The sequence below is a fragment of the Pseudofrankia inefficax genome (genome assembly GCF_000166135.1).
GTDB lineage: Bacteria > Actinomycetota > Actinomycetes > Frankiales > Frankiaceae > Pseudofrankia > Pseudofrankia inefficax.
Window position 1 is genome coordinate 8779357 of record NC_014666.1, and the last position, 25178, is coordinate 8804534.

General features: G+C 71.7%; 15 protein-coding genes. 13 read left to right on the forward strand and 2 right to left on the reverse strand.

The features are described 5' to 3' along the window. Positions 1-73 precede the first annotated feature (73 nt). Positions 74-1846 carry a substrate-binding and VWA domain-containing protein gene (locus tag FRAEUI1C_RS35635; protein ID WP_232425241.1) on the reverse strand — a complete coding sequence of 591 codons (1773 nt, stop codon included), beginning with the start codon at positions 1844-1846 and terminating at the stop codon, positions 74-76. A gap of 286 nt (positions 1847-2132) precedes the next feature. Here FRAEUI1C_RS35635 and FRAEUI1C_RS35640 point away from each other — a divergent pair, with 286 nt between their 5' ends. From FRAEUI1C_RS35640 to FRAEUI1C_RS35650, 3 genes are all read left to right on the forward strand, one after another. After that, positions 2133-3518, forward strand: a complete 1386-nt coding sequence (locus tag FRAEUI1C_RS35640; RefSeq protein WP_013428257.1) for an MFS transporter — start codon at positions 2133-2135, stop codon at positions 3516-3518. A 219-nt stretch (positions 3519-3737) separates the two neighbouring features. Beyond that, positions 3738-5249, forward strand: a complete 1512-nt coding sequence (locus FRAEUI1C_RS35645) for a hypothetical protein (protein WP_013428258.1) — start codon at positions 3738-3740, stop codon at positions 5247-5249. 177 nt (positions 5250-5426) lie between these two features. Then, positions 5427-6143: an AfsR/SARP family transcriptional regulator gene (locus FRAEUI1C_RS35650; protein ID WP_157735236.1), complete on the forward strand. Its 717-nt coding sequence runs from the start codon at positions 5427-5429 to the stop codon at positions 6141-6143. Here the strand turns inward: FRAEUI1C_RS35650 and FRAEUI1C_RS35655 are convergent. Beyond that, on the reverse strand, positions 6140-7693 hold the full coding sequence (locus FRAEUI1C_RS35655) for a CCA tRNA nucleotidyltransferase (protein ID WP_013428260.1): 1554 nt from the start codon (positions 7691-7693) through the stop codon (positions 6140-6142). The two genes, FRAEUI1C_RS35650 and FRAEUI1C_RS35655, sit on opposite strands and share 4 nt — an antisense overlap. A 196-nt stretch (positions 7694-7889) precedes the next feature. On the opposite strand from FRAEUI1C_RS35655, the gene FRAEUI1C_RS35660 reads away from it, so the two are divergent. The 10 genes from FRAEUI1C_RS35660 (at position 7890) to FRAEUI1C_RS35710 (ending at position 25148) form a co-directional block, all read left to right on the forward strand. Further along, on the forward strand, positions 7890-8360 hold the full coding sequence (locus tag FRAEUI1C_RS35660; protein ID WP_013428261.1) for an NUDIX hydrolase: 471 nt from the start codon (positions 7890-7892) through the stop codon (positions 8358-8360). Between the two features lie 245 nt (positions 8361-8605). Next, a complete protein-coding gene (locus FRAEUI1C_RS35665) occupies positions 8606-10996 on the forward strand; it encodes a DUF6049 family protein (protein WP_013428262.1) in 2391 nt (796 codons plus the stop codon). Then, positions 10993-13749 (forward strand): murein biosynthesis integral membrane protein MurJ, encoded by a 2757-nt coding sequence (gene murJ, locus FRAEUI1C_RS41520; protein ID WP_013428263.1) that lies wholly within the window; start codon positions 10993-10995, stop codon positions 13747-13749. Before FRAEUI1C_RS35665 ends, murJ begins: the two co-directional genes overlap by 4 nt. 266 nt (positions 13750-14015) lie before the next feature. Beyond that, a complete protein-coding gene (locus FRAEUI1C_RS35675) occupies positions 14016-15857 on the forward strand; it encodes a protein kinase family protein (RefSeq protein WP_232425242.1) in 1842 nt (613 codons plus the stop codon). A 33-nt stretch (positions 15858-15890) separates the two neighbouring features. After that, positions 15891-16631 carry an RNA polymerase sigma factor SigM gene (gene sigM / locus FRAEUI1C_RS35680; protein ID WP_013428265.1) on the forward strand — a complete coding sequence of 247 codons (741 nt, stop codon included), beginning with the start codon at positions 15891-15893 and terminating at the stop codon, positions 16629-16631. 190 nt (positions 16632-16821) lie between these two features. Beyond that, positions 16822-17835, forward strand: coding sequence for an RsmA family anti-sigma factor (locus FRAEUI1C_RS37060; RefSeq protein ID WP_157735237.1), 1014 nt, complete (start codon positions 16822-16824; stop codon positions 17833-17835). 391 nt (positions 17836-18226) lie between these two features. Next, entirely contained in the window at positions 18227-19177 is a 951-nt protein-coding gene (gene trxB, locus FRAEUI1C_RS35695) for a thioredoxin-disulfide reductase (protein WP_013428267.1), read from the forward strand. Positions 19178-19235: 58 nt separating this feature from the next. Further along, on the forward strand, positions 19236-19562 hold the full coding sequence (gene trxA, locus FRAEUI1C_RS35700) for a thioredoxin (RefSeq protein WP_013428268.1): 327 nt from the start codon (positions 19236-19238) through the stop codon (positions 19560-19562). Between the two features lie 1154 nt (positions 19563-20716). Continuing rightward, positions 20717-21868, forward strand: coding sequence for an N-acetylmuramoyl-L-alanine amidase (locus FRAEUI1C_RS35705; RefSeq protein WP_041259859.1), 1152 nt, complete (start codon positions 20717-20719; stop codon positions 21866-21868). Between the two features lie 2623 nt (positions 21869-24491). Then, the gene (locus FRAEUI1C_RS35710) at positions 24492-25148 is read left to right on the forward strand and encodes a GNAT family N-acetyltransferase (RefSeq protein WP_013428271.1); all 657 of its coding nucleotides are present in this window, start codon (positions 24492-24494) and stop codon (positions 25146-25148) included. Positions 25149-25178 lie beyond the last annotated feature (30 nt).

Sequence of the window (25178 nt, forward strand, 5' to 3'; positions counted from 1 at the left end):
TCGGGCGGGACGGCGACGACTGTTGCAGGCGCTGCTCCAGGGTCGGGACCTCCGCTGGAGACGGAGTTGGCGGTCAGCGGTCGGTCAGGGCGTTGACCATGACTTGGAAGATCGAGTTGGGGTCCTGGGCAGGGTAGGTCTTCGAGCCGGTGGCCGCGGAGATCTGCCGCAGCGCGTCCATGTCGGCGTCCGCGCCGTAGCCGATCGTGATGATGTGGACCGGCGCCTTCGGGTTGTACTCGGCCTTCAAGGTCGCGATCAGCTGGGTGAGGGTCATCGAACTCGTCGGGTCGTCGTTCTGCCCGTCGGTGAGCAGCACCACCTGGTTGGGCTTGTCCGGCTGGTACTGCGCGGAGAGGCTCTCGAACGCCGCCAAAGCCGTCGCGTACAGCCCTGTGCCGCCCTTCGCCTTCAACCCGTTGACGGCGGCCACCAGTGCCTCCTCGCGGGTGCCGGTGCCCACCTCGTCGTTCATCAGCCCGACCGGCACCAGCTCCCGGTAGGGCTTCGTGCCGTCGAGGTTGGTGGAGAACTGCCACAGGCCGAGCCGGCTGTCCTTGGCGAACAGGGGAATGGCCGCGTCGGCCGCGCCGACGGCGATCTGCAGCCTCGTCTTGCCACCGCTGTTGGCGACCGGCAGGTCCATCGAGCCGGAGGTGTCGTACACCGCCAGCGTGTTCCCGCGCCGGTGGATCCCGATGAAGGTGTTCCGCGCGGCGGCGATGGCCTTGCCGTCCAGGACCGCGCGCGGCTCGGTGCGCAGCGTCGGGACGAGGCCGAGGCTCTCGGTGAGCTTGGGGTTCTGCCGGTCCGGCGAGCGGAACCCCGCCGCCTGGAACGCCGCCTGGCCCTCGGAGCCGGTCAGCTCGGCGCGGAAGTCGGCCGCCGCGGCCGCCCGGTCGGAGCCGGCTGGAAGACCGAGCGGCTGGTAGCTCGCCTCGTCGACGACGAGGCCGTCGGTCGGGTAGGCGGCGACGAGCGGCACGGCGGCGGGCCGCAACGCGCCCGCGCTGATCGAGTCATCGCTGGCCACCGTGGCGCTGGTCCCGACATTCGCCTGGTACACCAGGCTTTCCGGCATGACCAGCGCGGACATCTGCGCCGGGGCGTTCTTGCCCCAGCCGACGTAGGAGCCGAGCAGGTCGGTGTCCGAGTCGGCGACGAGGTCGGCACCACGCTCGAACGTGAGGATCGCGCCCTTGGTGTTCAGGTCGCCGGTGAGCTGCGCCGCGGTGAGCGCCGACGACGGCTGGCCGACGGTGCTCGCCACCACGTTCAGCACGGCGGCGAGGCCGACGGCGGAGGTCTGTGGGTTCGCGAACCCGATGTTGAAGTCGCCCCACTCGGGGTGGCCGCGGCCGGCCCAGAAGGAGGTCGAGTTCTCGTTCGCGCGCAGGTCGGCCCAGCTGAGCTGCCGGTCCGGCCAGCCGAGCGCGACGGCCATCGGCCGTGGCATCGCAAGCACAACCGGGGAGCTGGCCACCACGGCGCCCGCGTCGCCGAGCATCTTCACCCCGGCCGGGCTCGCCTTCGCCAACGCGACCCAATCGGCCGACTCGGGGACCCACACGTCCGGCGCCTGGCCGTACTGCTGATCGGTCCAGCCGGAGGCGATCGCCTCGGCCGTCTGCCCGCTGTCGACGGTCTCGATCTTGACCTGGACGCACTTGCCCAGCACCTGGTGCCGCTTGTCGTTGTAAGTCGCGGCGATCTGGGTGAGCGGAGCGGTGAGCGTGGACCCGGTGCGCACCGTCAGCGGCATCGTCTGGGCACAGCCAGCCCGCGCCTCGTCGCGGCTCACCAGCCTGGTGCTCGCGACGTAGCCGCCACCCGCCAGCAGAAGCACAACGACGGCAGCGATGAAAATCTTGACCGGAGCAACAGACCGACTGGCAGGACGGTGACGGGGGCGGTGACGTGCGTCGGCCATCGGACCGGACCTCCGCGACACTGGGTACGAGAGGCCCGAACATAACGCCTAGTGAAGAATCCTTGCCAAACGCAACACTGGTTGTGATGGGGTTGGGCGCACTTCGCCGGTTGCTGACGACATGATGTGACGCTCTAGGCACGCCGCGCACCAGACGACCACCGGCCCTTGGTGGCCGCCGAGGCTTCTAGGCTGTCGGGATATGGCGCGGGCGGGGAAACTACGGGAGTTGCTGGTCGTCCCCGGGTTCCGGGCGCTCTACGCGTCCCGGCTGACGTCCCAGACCGCCGACGGGATCTTCCAGGCGAGCCTGGTGAGCTACGTGTTGTTCTCGCCGGAGCGGGCCACGTCGCCGGGTGCGTTGGCCGCCGCGCTGGCCATCGTGGTGCTGCCGTTCAGCGTGATCGGGCCGTTCGCCGGCATCGTGCTCGACCGGGTGTCGCGCCAGCGGGTCCTGGTCTACTGCTCGCTCATCCGCGCGGCCCTGCTGGCGATCCTGGCGGTCCTGATCGCGGCCGGGCACACCGGCGCGGACTTCTACGTCGTCGCACTCGCCGCCGTAAGCGTCAACCGGTTCGTCCTGGCGGCACTCTCGGCCGGCCTGCCGATGGTGGTGGACCTGGATCGACTGGTCAGCGCCGACTCGCTGTCCGTGACGTCGGGCACCGTCGCGGCGCTGGTCGGCGGTGGCATCGGCACCGGCGTGCGTGGGCTCACCGGCGGCCACGACGCCTCGGTCGCGCTCGTCGCCGGGCTGGCGGGGCTCGCCTACCTGGGCGCCGCCGCGACCGCGGCGACGCTCGCCGACCGGCGGATGTTCGGCCCGGTCGAGGCCGGCGGCTGGGCCGGCAGCACCGAGCAACTGCGGCGGGTGGCGTTCGACCTCGCGGACGGGGCGCGGGTGCTGTGGCGGGCCGGCCCGGCCCGGCGGGCGCTGGCCGCGCTGACCGCGTCGCGGGCGGCGTACGGGCTGGTGCTGTTCATGACGATCCTGCTCTACGCCAACTACTTCAAGGGCGGCGACGGCCGTCTCTGGGGGCTCGCGGCCGTCGCCGTGGCGAGCGGGATCGGCACGGTGCTGGCGGCGGTGGCCACTCCGGCCGTCACCGCGCGGATCCCCCGGGCACGCTGGATCCTGATCGTGCTGGTTGGCGGCGGCGTCGTCGAGATCGCCTGCGGGCTGCCCTACTCCTCCGTGCTGTTCGTCCTCGCCGGTCTGCCACTCGGCTTCTCCGCGCAGGCCAGCAAGATCTGCGTCGACACGATCGTCCAGGAGCACATCCCCGACGCCTACCGCGGCAGGGCCTTCTCGCTCTACGACCTGCTGTTCAACGTCGCCTTCGCCGGCGCCGGCGCGGTGGCCGCGCTCGTGGTGCCGAAGAACGGCCACTCGCCCGGCACGATCGTCGCCGCCGGAGCCGGGTACCTGCTCGCCGGCGTGATCTACTACCTGGCCGCGCGCCGGCACACGGCCGACCTGCGGATTCACATGGACGCCGCCGCGATCGGGCCCGGAACGTCCGAGCCGGCGACACCGGCCGTCGTGGTGGCAGGCACGGCGGCCAGCCCGGACGTCTCGGTTCCCTGACCGAGCACGCACCCCGCGCGGCAATCACATTGGGTAGTGGCTCGGGCGTTTAGCGAAGTTATGTCGCACATACCTGCCGGTTATGTCGCACTGACAAACTTGCCCCGATGCCCGCAAAACGCCCTATTCGCGACCTCGGGCACGCCGGGTCGCGCACGTCAACCGGCCTCGGACCAGACGCCGCCCTGACAGGGTCCGACGCCCGCTGATGGGGGCGTCGTGACCACGCGAACGCCCGGTAGCAAATGGGAACGCGCATCCGAACGGTGGCGCCGCGCCCTGCGCCACCGCCTTTTTCTGCTCACCCTGACCGCGGCGACACTGGTGCGGGCGGTGGCGGTCGCCGGTTATCGACCGGCTGCCTGGTTCAACGACAGCTACGAGTACGTCGGCGGCGCGCTAAGACTGTCCCCCTATGTGGTCAGGCCCTCCGGCTACTCCTTGTTCCTGCGGGCGCTTGAGCCTTTCCACAGCTTTCTCCTGGTCGCCGTGGCGCAGCATTTCCTCGGGCTGCTCACGGGCATCACGATCTACGTCCTCCTTAGGCGGCACTCGTTCCCCGCCTGGTCGGCGACGCTCGCGGCCGCCCCGGTGCTGTTCGACGGGTATCAGATCCAGCTGGAGCATCTCGTTCTCTCGGAGACGCTCTATATGGTTTTCATCTCCGTGGCGGTGGCGAGCCTGCTGTGGGACCGCACGCCGCGGCCCGGCATCGCCGCCGTCGCGGGATCATGCCTGGCCGGCGCGGCCGTCACCCGGTCGGTCGGGCTGCCGTTGGCGGTCGCGGTGGTCCTGTGGCTTCTCGCGCGGCGTCCTGGCTGGCGGGCGTGCGCCGCCTTCAGCTGCGCGCTCGCCGTCCCGGTGGTGTCCTACTGCGCCTGGTATTCCTCGGTACACGGCTCGTTCGAGACGTCCGGCAGTGCCGGGATCTTTCTGTACTCGCGGACCGCGCCGTTCGCGGACTGCGCGAGAATGAATCCACCACGCCGTCTTCGTGTGCTCTGCGTAACCGAGCCGGCGGGGCGGCGCGAGACCTCGTCGTATTACATCTGGCACGCGGACTCGCCGCTGTATCGCGTCCCGGGCGACACGTTCGATCCCGCGAAGGAAAGCCTGGCGATGGATTTCGCGCTACGCGCGATCCGCGCGCAGCCGGGTGACTACGCCAAGGCCGTCGCGAGCGATTTCCTACGGACGTTCCGCTCCCGCCTCGATGACTACCCCGGCGCGTCCGTCTCCCGTCAGTACCTGTTCGGCGCACCGCCGCCTCCGCTTGACGGCAGGAACAACCGCGCGCAGATCGAGGGCGATCTCCGGTCGTACGACCACGGCGACTTCGTCACCCGTTCCTACGAGCCGGCCGCCGGGTGGATATCTTCGTACCAGCGCCACGTGTACCTGCCAGCCCCGCTGATCGGCGTACTTCTGATCGTCGGAGTGATCGGTCTGGTGGTCGGGCGCCTACGCCACCGGGAATCCAGTCGGCTGGGTCTCGTCCTCATGCTCGCTGTCCTGTCCATTCTGCTGCCTCCGATGACGGCCGGGTTCGACTATCGGTACGTCCCGCCGGCTCTCCCGCTTCTCGGCCTGGTTCTGGCCTTCTCCGTGGCGGCCGTCGGACCAGCGGGTACAGGCGCGGATCAGCCCGACCGAGGCCCGCTCGAAGCCGGCGCGACGGAAACACCCCCGGAACCGCTTGGCGCGATCAGTCGCGGCTCCGCGCCCATCTAGTTACAGTCGGTGCGCCGGAACGACATCGCCACCCCGGATCGCACTCCCCGCAACCGGCCCGTGCACACCGAGAGCGAGAGATGAATGTCGGTCGCCCCACTGAGGTCGTTCTCAGCGGAAGGGCTCCCGGACCCGAACGGACCAGACCTCTGGTTCGCGATGCTTGGCCCGCTTGAGATGGCAGTCGCCGGCGCCAAGGCCCCGGTGACCGGCATCCGAGCACGCTCGCTGCTGGCCTCGCTGCTGCTGCAACGCAACCAGGTCGTACGGCTCGACCGCCTTGTCGAGTCGATCTGGGAGGCACCCCCGGCGACGGCCGTCCCGCAGGTCAGAAACCTGGTGGCGGAGCTGAGAAGGACACTCCAGACGTCGGCACGCGAACGGGAGGTCATCGAGACCTCGCCCGGCGGGTACCGGCTCGTTGTGGCAGACGACGAGGTCGACGTCGCACGGGCGGAGGAACACCTCTCCGAGGGCATGGCGGCCGCGGCCGACAACGACCATCACGTCGCCCTGCGGAGCTTCGGCAGCTCTCTCGATCTCTGGCGAGGAGAGCCGCTCGGCGACCTCGCGCCGGCGCTGGCCCGGACCTGGCGGCCCCGCTTCACCGAGTTGCGCAGGCGGACTCTTCTTGCCCGAACCAAGTCACGCCTCGCCCTGGGTATGCGGGAACTCGCCATCGCCGAGCTCTTCGACGCCGTGGTCGAGTTCCCGTTCGACGAGGAACTGCGGCTGCTTCTGGTGACCGCTCTCCACAGCTGCGGCCGGACAACGGCCGCGCTGGAGGTCTGCCGCGAAACCCGGCGCCACTTTCTCGAACAGCTGGGCGTCGACGCCGGTCCCACTCTTCGCGATCTTGAGGTGCGAATCCTCCGCGAAGGGTCACCAGCCTAGGGTTCGGAGGTCTCGCCCGGAATCTCCAGGCCGCGCGCCCGTGCCCACCGCAGCAGCTCGGCGACGGCCGCGTCCCGGCCGACCAGGCCCATGTCGAACCGGAAGTCGAGCATGTGCTGACGGGCCTCGCCGACGAGCCGGGACGGCCGCAGGCCCAGGACCTCCATGATGTCGTCACCGGAGAGCTCGGGCCGGATCGCGGAGATCTCCTCCTGCGCGGCCAGCGCCGCGATCCGTTCCTCCAGCGAGTCGTAGTGCCGGGCGAGCATCGCGGCCTTGCGCTTGTTGCGGGTCGTGCAGTCGGAGCGGACCAGCTTGTGCAGCCGCTCCAGCTGCGGGCCGGCGTCGTGGACGTACCGGCGCACCGCCGCGTCGGTCCACTCGCCCGTGCCGTAGCCGTGGAAGCGCAGGTGCAGGAACACCAGCAGCGTGATCGAGTCGCCGACGTCCTTCGGGAAGCGCAGCGCCGCCAGCCGCTTGCGGGTCATGTCCCGGCCGACCACCTCGTGGTGGTGGAAGGAGACGCCACCGCCGGCGGCGTGCCGGCGGGTGCGCGGCTTGCCGATGTCGTGCAGCAGCGCGGCCCAGCGCAGCACCTCGTCCGGACCGTCGTCCTCCAGCTCGATCGCCTGGCGCAGCACGGTCAGCGTGTGGGTGTAGACGTCCTTGTGCTGGTGGTGCTCGTCGATCTCCATCCGCAGCGCGGGCAGCTCAGGCAGCACGACGGCCGCCGCGCCGACGTCGACCAGCCGCTGCAAGCCACGGTCGGGGTCGGCCGACACGATCAGCTTGCGCAGCTCGTCGCGGACCCGCTCGGGCGCCACGATCCGCAGCCGGTCGACCCGGGCCCGCATCGCCTCGACCAGCTCCGGCGTCGGGGTGAGCCCGAGCTTCGCCTCGAACCGGATGGCGCGCAGGATGCGCAGCGGGTCGTCGTCGAGGGAGACCTCGGGCGGGCCGGGGGTGCGCAGCACGCCGCGGGCCAGGTCGGCCATGCCGCCGAACAGGTCGACGAACTCGTGGTCGGGGACGGACACGGCCATCGCGTTGACGGTGAAGTCCCGGCGCAGCAGGTCCGCCTCCAGGCTGTCGCCGTAGGAGACGGTCGGGTTGCGGGAGCCGCGGTCGTAGGACTCGGCCCGGTAGGTGGTCACCTCCAGCCGGGTCCCGGCGCGGGCGAGGCCCACGGTCCCGAAGGCGATCCCGGCCTCCCAGGTCGCCTCAGCCCAGCCACGGGTCATCTCCAGGACCCGTTCCGGCCGCGCGTCGGTGGTGAAGTCGAGGTCCGGCGGCTCCCCGGCCGGTTTTGCCGGCGTGGTGGCGGCCGGTTTTGCCGGCGTGGTGGCAGCAGGCCGCGCCGACGAGGCCGGTCTGGCCTGGGCGAGGTCGCCCAGCAGCGCGTCCCGGACGGACCCGCCGACCAGGTGCAGCGTGTGCCCGTGCGCGGCGAAGATCCGGCCCAGCTCGTCGGCCAGCGCCGGGACCTTCAACATGTCGGCCACCACGGCCTCCGCGGCGTCGCGCGGGTTGTCGAGACTGATGACAGACACCTTTTAAGGGTAGCGGTGATCGGCTGACCCGCCGCGGGCTCGCGCCGTGCACCGGGGTCCGGGGGGGGCGTCCCCCGAGGTCTCGCAGCAGGGTAGTCACCCGCGCGAGGTGTCGTCGGCAACAGAACCCCGCCGCGCACCGGACAAGCCGGACAGTCCCGAGGGGCGGTCCCGGCATTGCTCGTACGATCGTTTAATGCCGCCCACCTCGTCGCCCCGCAGCCGCCGGCGGCTGCGTCGAGTCGAGGAGACGTCGGCCGGCGGGCTGGTGCTCGACGTCCGCTCGGACCACGCCAACGCGGCCCTGATCGCCCGCAGGGACCGGCGCGGCCGGCTGCTGTGGTCACTGCCGAAGGGGCACGTTGAAGGCGGCGAGACACACGAGCAGACGGCCGTCCGTGAGGTCGCGGAGGAGACCGGGGTGACCGGGGAGATCGTCGCGCCGCTCGGGACGATCGACTTCTGGTTCGTCACCGGCCGCTCGCGTATCCACAAGACCGTGCACCACTACCTGCTGCTGCGCACGGCCGGCGAGCTGTCCGACGCGGACGTCGAGGTCAGCGCCGTGGCCTGGGTGCCGCTCGACCAGGTGGGCGAGATGCTCGCGTACGCCGACGAGCGGCGCCTGTTGGACGACGTGCCTGCCTTGCTGGCGGCCAGCGCATGAGCGGAACGCCACGGCCTCGCCCACTCGTCCGGGGATCCTTGCGGACGGTTGTCGCAGCGGTGGTGGCCGCGGTGCTGGGCGCCGTCCTGGCGGGTGTGACGGCCCAGCCGTCACTCGCCTCATCCACAGTGTCCACAAGCTTGTCCACAGGTCTATCCACAGGCGGTACGGCGACCCTGAGCCCAGGCTCCAGCGCGGCCGCTGGCGTGCCCTCGGCGGCGGGGTCGTCAGCGGCAGCGTCGTCGGTGTCGGCGTCCGCCGCGACCGTCGACGGGGTCCATATCGACGGGTTCGACGGCATCGCCTCGCCCGACAAGCCGCTGGTCGTAAGCGGTCACGTCGACGCCGCGCTCGCCGCCCCGGGACTGTCCGTCCAGGTGTCGGTGATCAAGGCTGGCGGCCTGGGCAGCCTGGGCACCACCAAGGCTCGCGAGCAGCTTGCGAAGCTGCGGGCGGATCCGACCCTGGCTGGCAAGGCCCAGTACACCCGCTTCGGCGACCCGACCCCGGTCAACGGCACGAACTTTCTGATCAACGAACCGTGGTCGCTCCAGCGGCCGCTGACGATCTACCCGCTGAAGATCTCGGCCGTCACATCCACCGGCAAGGTAGTCGGCACCGCGTACACGTTCCTGGTCTGGGCGCCCGAGCAGGCCGGGCTGAAGGCGACCTCGCTGTCCGTCGTCCTGCCGATCGCCGACTACCCCCGGATCCGCTCGGACGGGCTGCTTACCGACAACCAGCTCGCCGAGGAGCTGAAGGGGCCCAAGGGCCGCCTCTACCGGGTACTGAACTCTGTCCCGAAGGTCCCCAACAACCAGGCGTCCTCGATCGCCCTCGCCGTGGATCCGACACTGCTCAAGGCAGTGCAGAAGATGGCCGACGGGCCGTACAGCTACGCCGACCCGAGCGGCCCGCAGGAAAGACCCGCCAACCCCGACGCCGTGTCGTTTTTGGACACCTTGAAGCACTTCGCCCAGACACCGGGCAACGTCGTGTTCCCGCTTCCCTGGGGCGACGCTGACCTCACCGCGCTCATCCGCGCCGGTGGCCAGCACGACAGCGGCCAGCTCAATGACGCCCTCGGCGCCGTCGACACCGGCGAACAGACGCTGCGGGACGTGCTGGGCGTCTCCGACCCGCCGCCGGTGGCCTACCCGGGCGACGGCCTGGCCGACGCCGCGACGCTGGCGTTCCTCGCCCACCCGAACGTCGGCATGACCACCGCGATCCTGGACGACCGGCTGCTGCCCGCCACTTCGAAGGCGCTGTCCGAGACCCCGAGCGCACTCACCGTGCAAACCACGCCCAATGGCCCGATCCGGGTGCTCGCGGCGGACTCGAAGCTGGCCGGCCTGATGACCCCGAAGATCAGCCAGGACGGCCTCAGCGAGCCCCAGGCGCTCGCCGACGTGCTCGCCGAGCTCGCGACCATCACCAACGAGCGGACCAGCACGACGACGACCGGCCGGCTCGCGGTGCTCGCGCTGCCCCGGCTGTGGAGCCCGCCGACGGACGACTGGGGCCTGCAGGTGCTGTCGCGCCTCGCCCTCCCGGCCAGCCTGACCGCCACCTACCAGCCGTTCTTCCAGCCGGTTACGTTGCCAGTGGCTCCCAAGGGGGACGCCGGCTCGACCGGGTCCACAGGCGCCACGGCCGCGTTCGGCCCCGCCGGGATCGGGCGCGGCTTCACCTACCCCGACTGGGCGCAGGCCGCCGAGATCCCGACGTCCTACGTCGACGCCGTCGAGCACCTGCGCGCCGAGGTCAGGCAGCTCGACCCGGCGCTGTGCTCCGTCATCACGAGCGCCGGCAAGACGTCCAACCCGTCGGACCCGGCGCGGTGCGCCCTCACCGATGCCGGGATCGCCGGCTCGAAGTTCGCGAACGGGCGGACCGGCGTCATCGCCCCGATGCTGAACACGCTGCTGACCGCGCTGTCGGTCGACTGGCGCCCCGACCGCTCCGGCGCCGTAAGGCTCAGCCAGGAGGTGGACGGCCGGATCAACCTCCTGCAGCGCACGGTCAAGGTCGTCGCCTCCCCGAAGGTCACCCTGACCAGCCGCAACGGCACGGTTCCGGTGAACGTGCAGAACACCAGCGGCCAGGGCGGCGACGAGCCCTACCCGATGACCGTGATCCTCTCGCTGTCCTCGAACGACAAGACCCGGCTGCGCTCGGCGGCCCGGATGGCGCTGACCGTCGAGCCGGGCGCGATCAGGCAGGTGGAGATCTCGGTCAGCTCCGACGCCGCCGGCACGTTCCCGGTGTTCGTTCAGGTGCTCACTCCGGACGGGCAGCGGCTGTCGGCGCAGCCGGTGCGCATCCTGGTTCGCTCGACCGCGTACGGCTCGATCGCGACCGCGATCACCTACGTCACGATCGGGCTGTTCGTCGTCGCGGTCGTCCTGCGCCAGGTCAGGCGGTCGCGCCGCAAGCGTCACGGGGGCGGGGCGGACGACGGCCCGGGTGGACCAGTAGCCGACGTCACCCCGACCGACCCGAACGCGTCAGCGGCAACGGATCGGGCCACGATGCCCATCCGCCGAATCCAGGCGAACGCCGCGGGAACACAACGGACCGAGGTCGAACGGGCCTACGCTGGCGGGGTGCCAGCCAACCCGAGCGAGCCGTGAGCCCGGCCGACGGCCCCGACGGTCCCCGGGGACCGCGGCGCCGCGGGGGCCCCACTCGCCGGGACGGCACCTACCGCGACGACCCCAACAACGTCGATCCGTACTCGGTCGATCCCTACGCGGCGGATCCGCGGTCCGTCGACCGCCGCCCCGTCGACCGCAACCCGGTCGACCGGCAGCCGGTCGACCCGTACTACGCCGACGAGTACGAGCCTGACCAGCGCGCCTCGAACCGTTACCGGCCCGACCGCCCGCAGGCGAACGGCTACGGCGACGACCGGCACCAGGACCGCGGGCGAGCCGGCGGACGACCGGCCGACGACGGCTACCCGGAGCCGGGCTACCGGGATCCTGGCCGCGTCGATCGCGGCTACCGGGACCGCGGGTACCAGGACCCGGCGAACACCGACCAGGGCCACCGCGACCCGCGCCGGCCAGACGCCGGCTACCGGGACGAGCGGTACCAGCAGCCACCGCGCCACCAGCCCCCCCAGCAGGCCTGGGAGCGCGACGAGCGGCCCCGCGACGCCCGCGACGAGCCGTACCGAGAGAACCGCCGTCCCCGACCGGGCGCGGGCGGGGATTCGACCCGCCGCCTGCCCGCGACCCCGCGCACGCCACCTCCCGTGCCACAGCCGCCGCCGGCACCGCCGACCGGACGGCTCCCGGGCCCGCCCGGCAGCCCGCCACCCGTGCCAGGCGACCGCACACCGGGCGGGCGCGCGGAGGCCCGCCCGACGACGCCGGTCTCCCGGCTCCCACCGCGCGACGGGCGCAGGCTCGGCGCGCACCGCACCGAGGGCCGCCGGGCCACCCCGCCACCCGAGCCGCCGCGCCAGCAGCGTGCCCGCACGGACGGGGCGGGCCGGCCGATCCCGCCGGACCGCCTGGTCGCGCGGACGGACCGGGCGGTGGCCCGCGCGTCCGGCCGCGGCGGCGACGAGACGGTCGCCCAGCCGCGCCCACGCCGGTCCGGCGCACGCCAGCAGCCTCCCCAGCCGCGCCGGGACCCCAGCGCGCAGTCCAGGGCCGGCGCGACGGGCCAGCAGACTCGGATCCAGGGGTCCGCCGGGCCCACCGGCCGGACACCGCAGGGCAGGACAGCGGCGCAGCGCCCGTCCGGCAAGAGCGGCGGCAAGACCGGCAAGAGCCTGGGCCGGGCCAGCGGTGTGATGGCGCTCGGCACGATCGCCTCGCGGGCCACCGGGTTCCTGCGCACGGTCGCGATCGCGGTCACGATCGGCGCCGGCGCGGTCAGCAACGCCTACAACGTCGCCAACACGATCCCGAACATCGTCTACGACCTGCTGATCGGCGGCATCCTGACCAGCGTCGTCGTGCCGGTACTCGTCCGGGCGACCAAGGAGGATCCGGACGGCGGAGAGAAGTTCGCGTCGTCGCTGCTGACGCTGATGATCCTGCTCCTCGGCGCCGCCTGCGCCGTCGGCATGTTCCTCGCGCCCCAGATCGTCAACAGCTACCTGCACGCCACCGGGCCGGACGCCGCGGCCGAACGCGCGCTCGGCGCCACGTTCCTGCGCTGGTTCATGCCGCAGATCCTCTTCTACGGCGTGGGCGCGACGATCGGCGCGATCCTCAACGTCCGTGGCTCGTTCGCCGCGCCGATGTTCACGCCCGTGCTGAACAACCTCGTCGTGATCGTGTCCTGCGTGGCCTTCGCCTACGTCATCGCCGGGCCGCATCCTCCGCAGGTGCAGGGCCCGCACACGATCACCAACACCCAGGAGCTCGTGCTCGCCGCCGGCACGACCATCGGCGTCGTGCTGATGACCATCGCGCTGCTGCCCGCGCTGCGGAAGGTCGGTTTCCGCTACCGCCCGCGGCTGGACCTGACCCATCCGGGTCTGCGGGGGGCGCTGCGGCTGGCGGGCTGGACGTTCCTCTGGGTCATCATCAGCCAGCTCGGGTACCTCGTCATCACGAACCTGTCGACCGCGACGAACTCGTTCCCGGTCTACACCTACGCCTACCAGCTCTTCCAGCTGCCGTACGCGATCATCGGCGTCTCCGTGATCACCGCGCTGCTGCCCCGGATGAGCGCGCACGCCGCGGACGGCGACCGCGCGCTCGTGCTCGATGACCTGTCGACGGCGACCCGCCTCAGCCTGACCGCGATCGTGCCGGCCGCGCTGTTCCTGCTGGCCCTGGGGCGACCGATCGCGGTCGGGGTGTTCAACCACGACGCGTTCGGCTACGAGTCGGCGTTGTCGGTCGGCGACACCCTCTCGGCCTTCGCCGTCGCCCTGGTGCCGTTCTCCGTCTTCCAGCTGCACCTGAGGGTGTTCTACGCCCATCAGGACAGCCGGACACCGTCGCTGGTGAACATCGGAGTCGTCGCGACCAACGTGACGGCGGCCGTGGTGATCAGCCACGTGCTGCCGCCCCAGCACCGCGCGCTCGCCCTCGCGCTCGCCTTCACCGTCGGCTATCTCGTCGGCCTGTGCGTGACCTGCGTGCTGCTGCGCCGCCGGCTGGGCGGAATGGACGGCGACCGGATCATCGCGACGCTCGCGCGGATCAGCGTCGCCGCGGGCCTCGGCGCCGCGGCCGCGAGCGCCGTCGCGCACGGGCTGCGCAATGTCCTCGGCAACGGGTTCGTGGGGTCGTTCTCGGCGGTGCTGGCCGGGGCGATAGTTGGACTGCCGTTGTTCGTCGGTACTGTCACCCGGATGGGCATCCCGGAGGTCAGGGCGCTGACACGGATGGTTTCTCGACGTTTCCCCCGGGGCTGAGCGACCTGCTCCGGCGATCCCCGTAGACTAATCCGGGAACATCGCCAATCGGCCGGCAAGCAACGATGAACGCCAGCCCACGGACGCCAGACCAGCGGACACGGCCACACCGTGCGTGCAAAGATCGGGCGGCCAGGCCACGCGACGACATACGAGACCAGCAGGCCAGGCGAGCACGGTGGCGACGGCGCCATGGAGCTGGGGACGACGGAGGCGTTGTGGTCGAGGCAGGCAACCGGCCCCAATCTGCGGACGTCGACAGTGACATGACGGTCAACGCCTCGCCCGCCGACGGCCACGGCAGCGGCACGCTGCTCGCGGAGTCGGTCCTCGACCGCCGCTACCGCCTGATCGGTGTTCTCAGCTCCCGCGGGCCGGTCACCCTCTGGCGCGGCGACGACACGGTGCTCACCCGGCCGGTCGCGGTCCGCGTCGTCGAGCACGTCGACGACGACCCGGCGCGCCGGGACGCGGCCCAGTCCCTGCTCCAGGCCGCGGTCAGCTCCGGCCGGCTGGTACACCCGGGCGCCGCCTCCACCTACGACGCGACCGTCACGAACACCGAGAACGGTCAGGTCTCGTACGTCATCACCGAGTGGGTCGACGGTCGTACCCTGCGCCAGCTCGTCGAGGACCAGCCGCTGCGCCCCGACCAGGCGTCGGCGGTCGTCCTCGGCGCCGCTCGGGTGATCGCCGCGGCGCACGAACGCGGGCTGCGCCACGGCGGCCTGCGTCCCGGCGACGTCATCGTGTCCGGCCACGGCACGGTCAAGGTCATCGACCTGGAGGTCGGCGCCGTCCTGGCCGGCATCGACGGCACGGCGCCCGTCGACACGCCCACGGACGCCGACGCGGCGGCAACCGACGTGTCCGCCCTCGGCGGCCTGCTCTACGCGGCCCTCACCGGCTGCTGGCCGCTGCCCGGCGACACGGGTCTGCCCCCGGCCCCCTACGGCACCTACGGCCGGCTCCAGAGCCCGCGTCAGCTCAACCACGCGGTGCCGCGCGACCTGGACGCCATCACGATGGCCGCGCTCAGCGGCGAAGAGGCCGGCACGGAGCCGATCACCACGGCCGCCGAGCTGATCGCCGAGCTGGAGGCGGTTACCCCGGTCGAGGCCCTGCACGCGACCGGCCTGATGACCTTCGGGGACGAGCCGTCCGACACCGAGGCCATGACCGGCTACGAGGGGTACGGCCCCGACACCTCGAACCTGCCGTCGACCGCCGGCTTCGCCGCGCCCGACCAGGACGAGTACGACCGCTACGGCTACAACGACTACGACGACGGTTACCAGGACAGCGGTCGTTACCGGGACGGGTACCCGGCCGATGCTCAGGACGACCGACGCTACGGGCGCGGCTACCAGGACGAGGGATATCCACCCGCGCAGCGCGGCTATGCGTCAGGCGCCGGGTCCGGTGGGACCGGGCCACGTGCGGGCAGCCGGGCCGCGGTCCAGGGACGCTCCGGCGGCTCGGGCCGCCGGCCGATGGTCATCGTCATCGCACTCGCGGTGGTGATCATCATCACGCTCGCGGTCGTGCTGGCCCTCAAGCTCGGTGGTGGCGGCGGCAACGGCGCCCAGAACGGTCCGTCGGCGTCGCCGACCGCGTCGACGGCCACGGCCATCGACGCGTCCAAGTTCGGCATCACCGCGTTCGACCCGTCGCCGGGCGACGGCAGCGAGAACGACAATCTCCTGCCGAACCTGAAGGACGGTAACCCGGCGACCCAGTGGACGACCTCCAAGTACAACGTCCAGACTTCCGGAGCCCAGTTCGGCGGCTTGGGGAAGAAGGGCGTCGGCTTCAAGATCCAGTTGAGTCAGCCGGCCCACGTCAGCTCCGTCGTCATCACAATCGGCACGATCGGACCGATCGACCTCGAACTGCACGCGGCGGCGGCCAACGGGGACTCGATCGCCGCGTTCCCGATCGTGGGCCGGGCCCAGACTGGGCAGGCCAACCAGCAGGTGACCTTCCAGGTACCGCCGAACCAGGCGACGGCACAGTACTGGGTCGTCTGGCTGACCAAGCTGCCCCTGGATCCGGACGACGCGACGAAGACCAAGGGCTCGATCGCCGAGATCAAGTTCTTGTCCTGACCCGGGCCGTCAAGCGCCGTCCGGTCGTATGCCATGCCCGCTCAGCCCGACGAACCAGAACCGTCGGCTCCGCCCGACCCGTCCGTTTCACGGGAAACACCGGCGTCCGGCCAGGGTGACGCCCAGGGCGCGGTCGGCGAGCCCGATCCCGCGGTCGAACTGCGCGATGACCCGGATCTCGAGCTACTGCGCCGGCACGTCGCCGGCGACCCGACGGCGTTCGCGGAGCTGTTCCGCGCCAACGCCGACCGGCTGTGGTCGGTCGCCTTCCGGCTCCTGCACGACGCCGAGGACGCGGCGGACGCCGTCCAGGAGGCCATGCTGTCCGCGCACCGGCGGGCCGCGACCTTCCGCGGCGAGTCGGCCGTCCGCACCTGGCTGCATCGGATCACCGTGAACGCGGCCCTCGACCGGCTGCGCCGGCAGGCCGCCCGGCCGACGACCGTGCCCATGCCCACGACACCCGAGGGCGACGAGCGGGAACCACCCGACCCACGGGACGCCCACGCCGAGGGTGAGCTACGACTCGACATCGCCAGCGGGCTGGCCCGGCTGCCGGCCGCGCTTCGGGCGGCCGTCGTGCTCGTCGACGTTGAAGGACTGCCGGTGGCACAGGTGTCCGAGCTGCTCGGCGTGCCCGTCGGGACCGTCAAGAGCCGGGCCGCGCGCGGCCGAGCCCGGCTCGCGGCCGAGTTGGGTTACCTGCGCCCAGGGAACCAGCCGGGCGCCCCCGCCGTCTTCCAAAGGCGGGAGGTGATCGGCGGTGGGTCCTGACGAGCGGAGCGAGTCCGTGCCCTCGGAGGCCAGAGACGGGCGTGCGCCCCTTGAGGCCACGAACGGGCGTGAGTCTCTCGAGGCCACGAACGGGCGTGAGTCTCTCGAGGCCACGAACGGGCCTGGGCCGCGCCACCCGGAGGGCGAGCTCCTGGACGCGTATGCGGACGGCGAGCGGACGCCGGGCTCCGTGGACCGTCACGTCCGGGGCTGCGCCGTCTGCCAGCAGACCGTGGTGGCGCTGCGCGGCGTGCGGGTCGAGCTGGCCCGGCTCGCGCCCGTCAGCATGCCGCCGGACGTCGCCCGCCGCATCCAGGAGGCGCTGACCGCGGCGCCGCTGCCGTCTGTTCCGTCAACCAGCGGCGGCCGCCGAGGCGGGCCGGGCGAGCGCCGGTCGGCCGCCGGGCGTCGAGCGGCCGACCGGCGCCGGCGGCCGATGGCCACGCACGGGGTCACCCCGCTGCGCCCGCCGGACCATTCGACGATGCTTTCCCGCGCGGCACGGCCCGAGCGGCTGATGTTCCTGGCCGTGTGCCTGCTCGTCGTGGTCGCCGGGGGCGGCCTGGTCGTCGCGCTGCACCACGCGCAGTCCTCATCCTCGGCCGCCAGCACCGCAGGCGGGCCGGCCGTCGTGGCGGACCGGGAGGACAGCGCGGACTCCGCCGCCGTCGCGCCCAACGCTGTGGCGGCCGGAACCGCCTCCGAGGGCACGGTCACCCTCGCGAACGCCAGCCCGGTCCAGTCGTTCCGGATCGCGACCAGTCGCGCGGCCCTCGCCCCGGCGAACGTCGCCCAGCACGCCAGGGACCTGCTCGCCGGCCGGGTGCCCGCCGCCGCCACCGCGCCGTTCGCCGCGACCGCGGCGGCGTCGGCCAGCGCATCGTGGGCCGCCGTCGCCACTCCGGCCCTGCTGGCCTGTTACCAGGAGCTCGTCGACACCACACACAGCCCGTTGCTAGCCGTCGACGAGGTCAGCTATCGCGGCCGCGACGCCGTCCTGGTTGTCCTCGATCTTCCGGACGGAGAGAGCACCGCGCCCAGCCCGGCGGCAACGCCGGTCGGGCCGGCCGCGGCCGCGCCCGACGCGGCCCTCGTCCCTGCGAGCCGGGACCGGATCCAGCTGACCATCGTCGATCTCGGCTGCGACGTCGGGCGCCTGCCCGCCGCGACGCTGTTCGCCGAGCAGTCGACGAAGGCAGCCTGAGTACGGCCGTCGAGGCAGGGGAACTCGCTTATTGGCACTTAACTTCCGTTTAGCCGCACTTAACCATTACATATTGCGACTGTGCGGACACAAATCCGCCTCGGACGGACCATGACACATTCAACCGTCTCGACAACTTAGAGTTACCGGGGCCGAGTCGCGTCGGCGGCCGTCCGACCGGCCGCCGAAGGCCGGCGCACGTTCGCCAGCCCCGATGGGCACCCCGCGGGGGTACCCGTCGAGGAACGGATCAGCCCGGGCCAGCGGTCCGGTCGGATCGCGGCGCGGTACCGTTCCGCCCGGCGGCAGGCTGGAACCCAGCAGGAATCTCTGACCGTCCCGCGCGGTTAGCGTGTCAGCGGCTTCGGCCGCAATGTGAAGGGAGCAGGGCGTGACAGCGCAGGACAGCGGGGTCCGGGACGTCATCATCGTCGGCTCCGGCCCGGCGGGTTACACGGCAGCGATCTATACGGCGCGCGCGAGCCTGCACCCGTTGGTGTTCGAGGGAGCCGTCTCCGCGGGTGGCGCGTTGATGACCACCACCGAGGTGGAGAACTTCCCGGGCTGGCCCGACGGCATCCAGGGCCCCGACCTCATGGACAACCTGCGCAAGCAGGCAGAGCGGTTCGGCGCGGAGCTCGTCACGGACGACGTGACCGAGGTCGACCTCACCGCGAACCCGAAGGTCGTCAAGGTCGGTGAGGAGACCTACTACGCGAAGACCGTGATCCTCGCGACCGGGTCGGCCTACCGGAAGCTGGGCGTCCCCGACGAGGGCAAGCTGCTCGGACGCGGCGTCTCGGCCTGTGCCACCTGTGACGGGTTCTTCTTCCGCGACCAGGACATCGTGGTCGTCGGCGGCGGTGACTCGGCCATGGAGGAGGCCACGTTCCTCACTAGGTTCGCCAACTCCGTGACCGTCGTCCACCGGCGGGACAAGCTACGCGCCAGCGCGATCATGGCCGAGCGCGCACTGGCGAACCCGAAGATCAAGTTCCGGTGGAACGCGGTCGTCACCGGGCTCGAGGGCGACAGCAAGCTCACCGGGGTTCGCCTGAAGGACACGGTCACCGGCGCCGACGACAAGCTGGACGTGACCGGCCTGTTCGTCGCGATCGGCCACGTGCCGCGCTCTGAGCTGTTCCGGGACCAGGTGACGCTGGACGACGAGGGCTACGTGCTCGTCGAGGCTCCGTCGACGCGAACCAACCTGGACGGGGTGTTCGCCGCCGGCGACGTCGTTGACCACACTTACCGGCAGGCCATCACCGCCGCCGGTACCGGCTGCGCCGCCGCCCTCGACGCCGAGCGCTGGATCGCCGCCCACGAAGAAAGCGCCTAAGACCACCAGGCGACCCATAGACGAGACCAACCCCAGTCGACCCGAGGAGAAGAGTTCGATGGCAGGTGCCACCACCCCGGTGACGGACAGCACGTTCGACGCCGAGGTACTGAAGAGCGACAAGCCCGTGCTGGTGGACTTCTGGGCCGAGTGGTGCGGGCCGTGCAAGATGGTCGCCCCGGTCCTGGAGGAGATCGCCGCGACGCACGGCGACCAGTTGCGGGTCGTCAAGCTCAACATCGACGAGAACCCGCAGACCGCCCGGGCCTACCAGATCATGTCGATCCCGACGATGGCGGTTTTCGTCGACGGCGCGATCGCGAAGAGCATCGTCGGCGCCAAGCCGAAGAGCGTCCTGCTCAAGGACCTCGCCGAGTACATCTGAGCCCCGGCCCCGCCGGCCCGCTTCGGCCGGTGGATGAGTCAGCCGCCAGGAGCCGCGCGGCCGCGCGGCGAGGCGCCCCCGTCGCGGGGCGCCCGCCGCTTGGCCCGACGCGCACCTCTCCGGCGCCCGACGGGTCTGCCCCCGGCAGGCTCTTCTCGGCACCGCCGGTCTCCGGCCCGCCAGTCCTCTGCCCGTCTGGGCGAGGCTGGCGGGCCGATCGCTTTTGGGGCCCACGCCGCCGGTCCGACGCGGCGGGCACCCACGGACCGGCGCGCCCCGGCCGGGTCTCGGGCGACCTGACCGGAGCCTCGGGCCACCCGCCCAGTCGCCGAGGCTCCCGCGAACCACGAGGCGGTTCCTCGGGAGGCGCCCGCGCGGTCGCGCGTCGAAGCAGCGGATTTCCAGCATCCGCACAACGCCACACCACCGGCCGCAAAGCCCGGTAGGGAAGCCGCGATAAAGGACCCTGAGAGCGCCGCTCGCGGACAGAGAAACGGAACCCACCCGGATACCCCAGCCACCTGCCGATCGCCCGTCAACGGCGACCTCAGCCGCATACGATTCGTCACTGTACGTGCGGAAATAGGTGTTCCTGACCGAGTCGTCGCGCGCGATCGGACGATTGCCGGATTCCACCGCCTAGGGCCCCGGCTGCCCGTGGTTGCCCCTTGACTGCCTCTCGGCCGGCCGCCCGGGCCGCCCTGGCTGCCGCCTCCTTCGTCCGCGCTCAGCGGCCATCGGCCGCCGCCCTTGGGCTGCCGCCCTTGACCGCCCTTCGCCACCGTCGGCTGCCCTTGCCGCCGCCCTCGACCACCGCGCAGGCTGCCTCGGCCGCCCTCGACCCGCCGCCCTCGACCCGCCGCCCTTGGCTGCCTCAGCCGCCCCAGCCGCCCCCGGCCCCCCGGCGCACTTGGCGCACTTGGCCGCTGCCCTCCGTTGCCCTCCGCGGCGCTCGACGGCGCTCGACGGCCCCGGCCTCCCGCTGCCCTCGGCGGCCCCCCGCTGCCCCTCGGCTGCGCTGGCCGTCCTGCCGCGGCCCCCGCGCCATGGCCGACCGCGATCGCCCGCTGGACCTGCCTCCCTGCGTACCGCGGCGGCAGCAGGATGCGGAGGCGAGGCGCGACCATGAGCGGCATCGCCTATGTTGGTCTTCCGTGAAGCTGCTCCGGCTCGGCGACCGCGGACCGCGCGTGGCCAACGCACGCGTCGCCCTGGCCTTCCTGTCCTTCCTGCCGGCCGCCCCGCGCCAGCCCGACGGGGAGGCCGACGGCGCGACGCGCGCCGAGGTGTTCGACGAGGACCTCGACCGTGCCGTCCGCGCGTTTCAGCAAAGTCGCGGGCTGTCGGTCGACGGCATCATCGGTCCGGACACGGCACGCTCCCTCGAGGAAGCTCGCCACGGCCTGGGCGACCGACTGCTCTACCACGCGCCGAGCCAGCCACTCATCGGCGACGACGTGGCCGCCCTGCAGGAGCGGCTCTCGAACATGGGCTTCGACGTCGGGCGCAGCGACGGAATCTTCGGGCCGCGTACCGAGTCGGCCGTCCGCGACTTCCAGCGCAACCGGGGCCTCGAGCCGGACGGGCGATGCGGCCCGCACACCCTGCGCGAGCTGAAGCGGCTGGAGCGGACCGTCACCGGCGGCCGGCCGGACATGCTGCGGGAGTCGGTACGGCTGCTGGTACGCGGCCCATCCCTGCTCGGCATGCTGGTCGCGATCGACGCCGGTCACGGCGGCGACGACCAGGGCGTCGTGGCCCACGGTCTGACGGAGCGGGACGTCGTCGCCGACCTGGCGCGCCGGCTGGAGGCCCGGCTGGTGTCCTCCGGCCTGGAGACCTTCTGGGTCCACTCCGACGACGAGTCCCCCGACGAGGCGGAGCGCGCCCGACGGGCGAACGACCAGGGCGCGGACCTCCTCGTGTCCCTCCATGTCGACGCGAGCGACTCCCCGAAGGCCGAGGGCATCTCCTGCTACTACTTCGGCAACGCCCGCGGCTCGTCGGCGGTCGGCGAGCGACTCGCCGCGCTCATCCAGAAGGAGCTCGTCTCCCGGACGGACCTGGTCGACTGTTGGACGCACGCCAAGACGTGGGACCTACTGCGCCGAACGACCATGCCAGCGGTCCGGATCGAGGTCGGCTACCTGACGAACACCCGCGACGCCGCCGCGCTCGGCTCCGCCGACTACCGCGCCAACGTCGCCGAGGCCATCCTCGCCGCCATCCAGCGGCTGTACCTCCCACCCGAGCAGGACCCCCCGACCGGCCAGCTCCGAGTCCCCCGCGTCGCCACGCCATCCTGAGAAGGCCCCCAGCTGCGCGGCGGGATGACGCCGATGCCCGTGGGGCGAGCGTGGGCGTGGGTGCCGGGCCGACAGCCCTGAGAGCGGCCGACTCTCGCCGGACATGGCGGACCTTCGGGCTACACAAGCCACGACGCAACCGAGCCATCCACCTGGATCGAGATCAGGCCAGCAGCCAAGGCCGAAGTGACGCGGGCGTTGCGGTGCGAGGCCGCAGCGAGCGACGCGAAGCCGGAGCGACGCGGGCGACGCGGGCGACGCGATGCTAGGCGAGACTGCCCACGGCGAGGCGGCGCGGCGCAGCAAGGCGCGGCGCTGCGATGGCCCCGGCTCCAGTCGCGGCGCCACGGGGCGCGGCGGCGCGCAGCTAGGCGAGAGACCGCGCGACGCGGTGAGGCGGGATTGGTGAGACGCGGCTGCGCGTGGCGAGGCGGGGGCTGCGTGCGGAGCGTTCGAGCCGGCATCCGCGGCCCCGGTGGCGGGAGGCACTGCGAGATCGCAGGGATCACCCTTACGCGACGCCGGTGAGGCGGGCAGCGGCGGTGTCCTCAAACTCCGGGGTCCCGTGCAGTGATCGCGGCATCCCCTAACAGTGCAGCGCCGCCCGACCCTGACCGCCACCAGCACCCTCCGCCCTTTCCGACACCGGTGGTCGGCCTAGCCCCGGGCCGGCGGGTCGCCCATCCGCTCGGTGACCGGCAGCCGAACGAGACTCCAGCCCTGGGAGCAGCCACCACGACGCGAGAAACCCCGCCTGGCCCTCGACAGGGTCCCGTCACGGCGCGCGGAGTCGCTAGCCCGTCGGAAGGCGGTTCAGGGGGACCGAGAAGCGCCCGCCATGCGACCGACGCGTGAACCCTTCGCCGAACGCAGGAGCCTCGGGCCTCACGAGATCCCGCAGCAGATCGAAAGACTAGGCGTTCTGCACCGGCGCGGGCGGATGCCTTCGCGGTAATCACCGGAGAAACGAGCGCACGGCAGCCACGATCGGCCGCGCGCAGTACGACCCAACTGCCTGCGCGTCGCCATCGACGGACCTTCGGGTGAGTAGCCACGCCAGGACGACCTTCACAGTCAGCCCAGGCGCTCGCTTCCCGGTGCGGCGATGGGTCGATGTTTCACGTGGAACACCGAAGAGGTCTCACCTCGCCGCACCGCATACCGCCGAGGCAACGCCACGCACTCAGCCACCAAGCAGAAGCAGGCATCGACCACTTCTGGCTCCGCTCCAAACCACACCCGCCGGCACTGAGCCGCCCGACGACAACGTCCTAGGCGCCCCGCAGGCGGTCTGACACCTACTCAAGCCCGGTCATCCTTCGATTGCCGCCCCTGGCGACGCAGGTCCCGAGACTCCCCCCGATGGGTCTGCCATACGGAGGTGAGTCCGCAGGCGGAGTCCGTGTCAGGCCTCCACAAGACAGTGCGACGGACGGCGGCCCGACCGGACCGAAGGCGGAGTCACGAAACCACGGCAGCACGGCAGCACCACAGGAGCCGGCTGCACGACAGTCCCGGAGGACGGAGCCACGAAAGGACCAGCGACCACACAGTCCGGACCGGCGACGCGTCGGGACGGGAGGACAGCCGCTCCACGCACAGCGGGATTACGAAGCGCGGGACTACGGGGCGCGTAACTGCGGAAGGGGCGTACTCGCGAAGCGCGGGATTGCGGCAGCGCAGGCGTACGGACGTGCAGGAGTACGGCAGCGCAGGAGTACGGAAGTGCAGGGGCGCAGGAACGTGGGGCTGCGGGAACGCGAGAAAGCCACAGCGGCTTCACTGAGCGCCCCGGCCGCAAGACTGCCTCGCGACGGTTCGGCAGTGCTGGGGACCGAGGACTTGGGCACGAAGGCGGGCGGCACGCGACGACTGCGCCACGTCGGCACACCAAACCGGCACCACGACGCGGCGAGGGTCCGTTCACCGCCCGCCAAGCAAACGAGCCCTGAAGACCGGGCACCGCTCGGGCAACCCATCGGCTGGGCCAGCCCTCTCACAGCAATCACCGTCGAATGTTCCACGTGAAACCTGCCCAACGCGCGACGCCACTCTCGCGGCTCCGGGACGCCGACGCCCTGCGGCACACCGCGAAGCCCCGCTGGCCCCATCCGGGCCAGACATCGAACCCTCGAAACGTGCCCAAGCCCGGCTGCGCTGACCGGCATCATCGACGCGAAGCCCGAATCGCGGTCCGGGCTCCGTCTCCGACTTGAAGCCGCCAGGACCTCGGTGCCCCGCCGCGTCGACCCAGGGATACGGACCCGGCACGGGCAACGAGCTCCGAGGCGGCCACACCACCCGGCCCAGCGTCGAAGAAGCGAACGCGGCCGCGACGCTCATCCAGCAGACCGAAACAGAGATCCGGGCGTGGCTCTGGCGCCCGTCGGGTCCCAAATCAACCAGATTCGTCAGGGTCAGCCCCGCGCGGAATCTCCGTTGTCCCGAACCCTCGTTCGGTCTCGATGCGAGCAGTCGGTGCCGAGCAACCTGCGTCCTGAGGGCCTGCAGGAATGAGGCGAGCGTGGAGGGCCACCCCACACGCCCCTGTCAGGAAGATTCCGGGAGCGACGCCTAGGCTGGGTCCAGCTACCTGGATCCCTCGACGTGCGGAGCGCCACCGATGAGTCGTCGCGTCGCCAACATCACCCTCGACAACATCGACGACCTACCCCAGCGGTGTCGTCGGTGTGTGTTCTGGGAACTCGACCCAGTCGCCCGAAGCCGGGCCGAGGAAGCCGGCGGGACCGACATCGAGAAGGAAGCCTGGGTTTCCTCGGCGCTACTCGAATGGGGCAGCTGCGGGAAAATCGTCTACGTCGACAATGTCCCCGCCGGCTTCGCGATGTACGCGCCGCCGGCCTACGTCCCCCGCTCGATCGCCTTCCCGACCAGCCCGGTCAGCGCTGACGCCGTACTGCTGATGACCGCGAAAATCGTGGACGAGTTCGCGGGCCAAGGCCTCGGGCGGGTACTCGTCCAAGCAATGGTGAAGGACGTCATCCGGCGTGGCTACCGAGCCATTGAGGCGTTCGGGGACCTGCGCCAGGACGAAGGCACCAAATGTGTCGTCCCCGCCGACTATCTGCTCTCGGTCGGCTTCAAGACGGTTCGCCCGCATCGTCGCTGGCCTCGGCTGCGCCTTGAGGTGAAGAACGCTGTCACCTGGCGCGAGGACGTCGAGGTCGCGTTGGAGCGCCTTCTCGGTTCGATGAACCCCGAGGGGATCCTCCGGCCCATCGGGGGCGGTACGCCTACTCCGGCCCCGGCTCCCGCCTGAGCCCGAGCCGCGCGGACCGGGCCAGAGCCG

Excerpts from the sequence above, each read along its gene's own strand:
- FRAEUI1C_RS35640 (WP_013428257.1), top strand. The coding sequence starts at position 2,133 with ATGGCGCGGGCGGGGAAACTACGGGAGTTGCTGGTCGTCCCCGGGTTC.
- FRAEUI1C_RS35650 (WP_157735236.1), top strand. The coding sequence starts at position 5,427 with ATGGCAGTCGCCGGCGCCAAGGCCCCGGTGACCGGCATCCGAGCACGC.
- FRAEUI1C_RS35660 (WP_013428261.1), top strand. The coding sequence starts at position 7,890 with ATGCCGCCCACCTCGTCGCCCCGCAGCCGCCGGCGGCTGCGTCGAGTC.
- FRAEUI1C_RS35675 (WP_232425242.1), top strand. The coding sequence starts at position 14,016 with ATGACGGTCAACGCCTCGCCCGCCGACGGCCACGGCAGCGGCACGCTG.
- sigM (WP_013428265.1), top strand. The coding sequence starts at position 15,891 with ATGCCCGCTCAGCCCGACGAACCAGAACCGTCGGCTCCGCCCGACCCG.
- trxA (WP_013428268.1), top strand. The coding sequence starts at position 19,236 with ATGGCAGGTGCCACCACCCCGGTGACGGACAGCACGTTCGACGCCGAG.
- FRAEUI1C_RS35710 (WP_013428271.1), top strand. The coding sequence starts at position 24,492 with ATGAGTCGTCGCGTCGCCAACATCACCCTCGACAACATCGACGACCTA.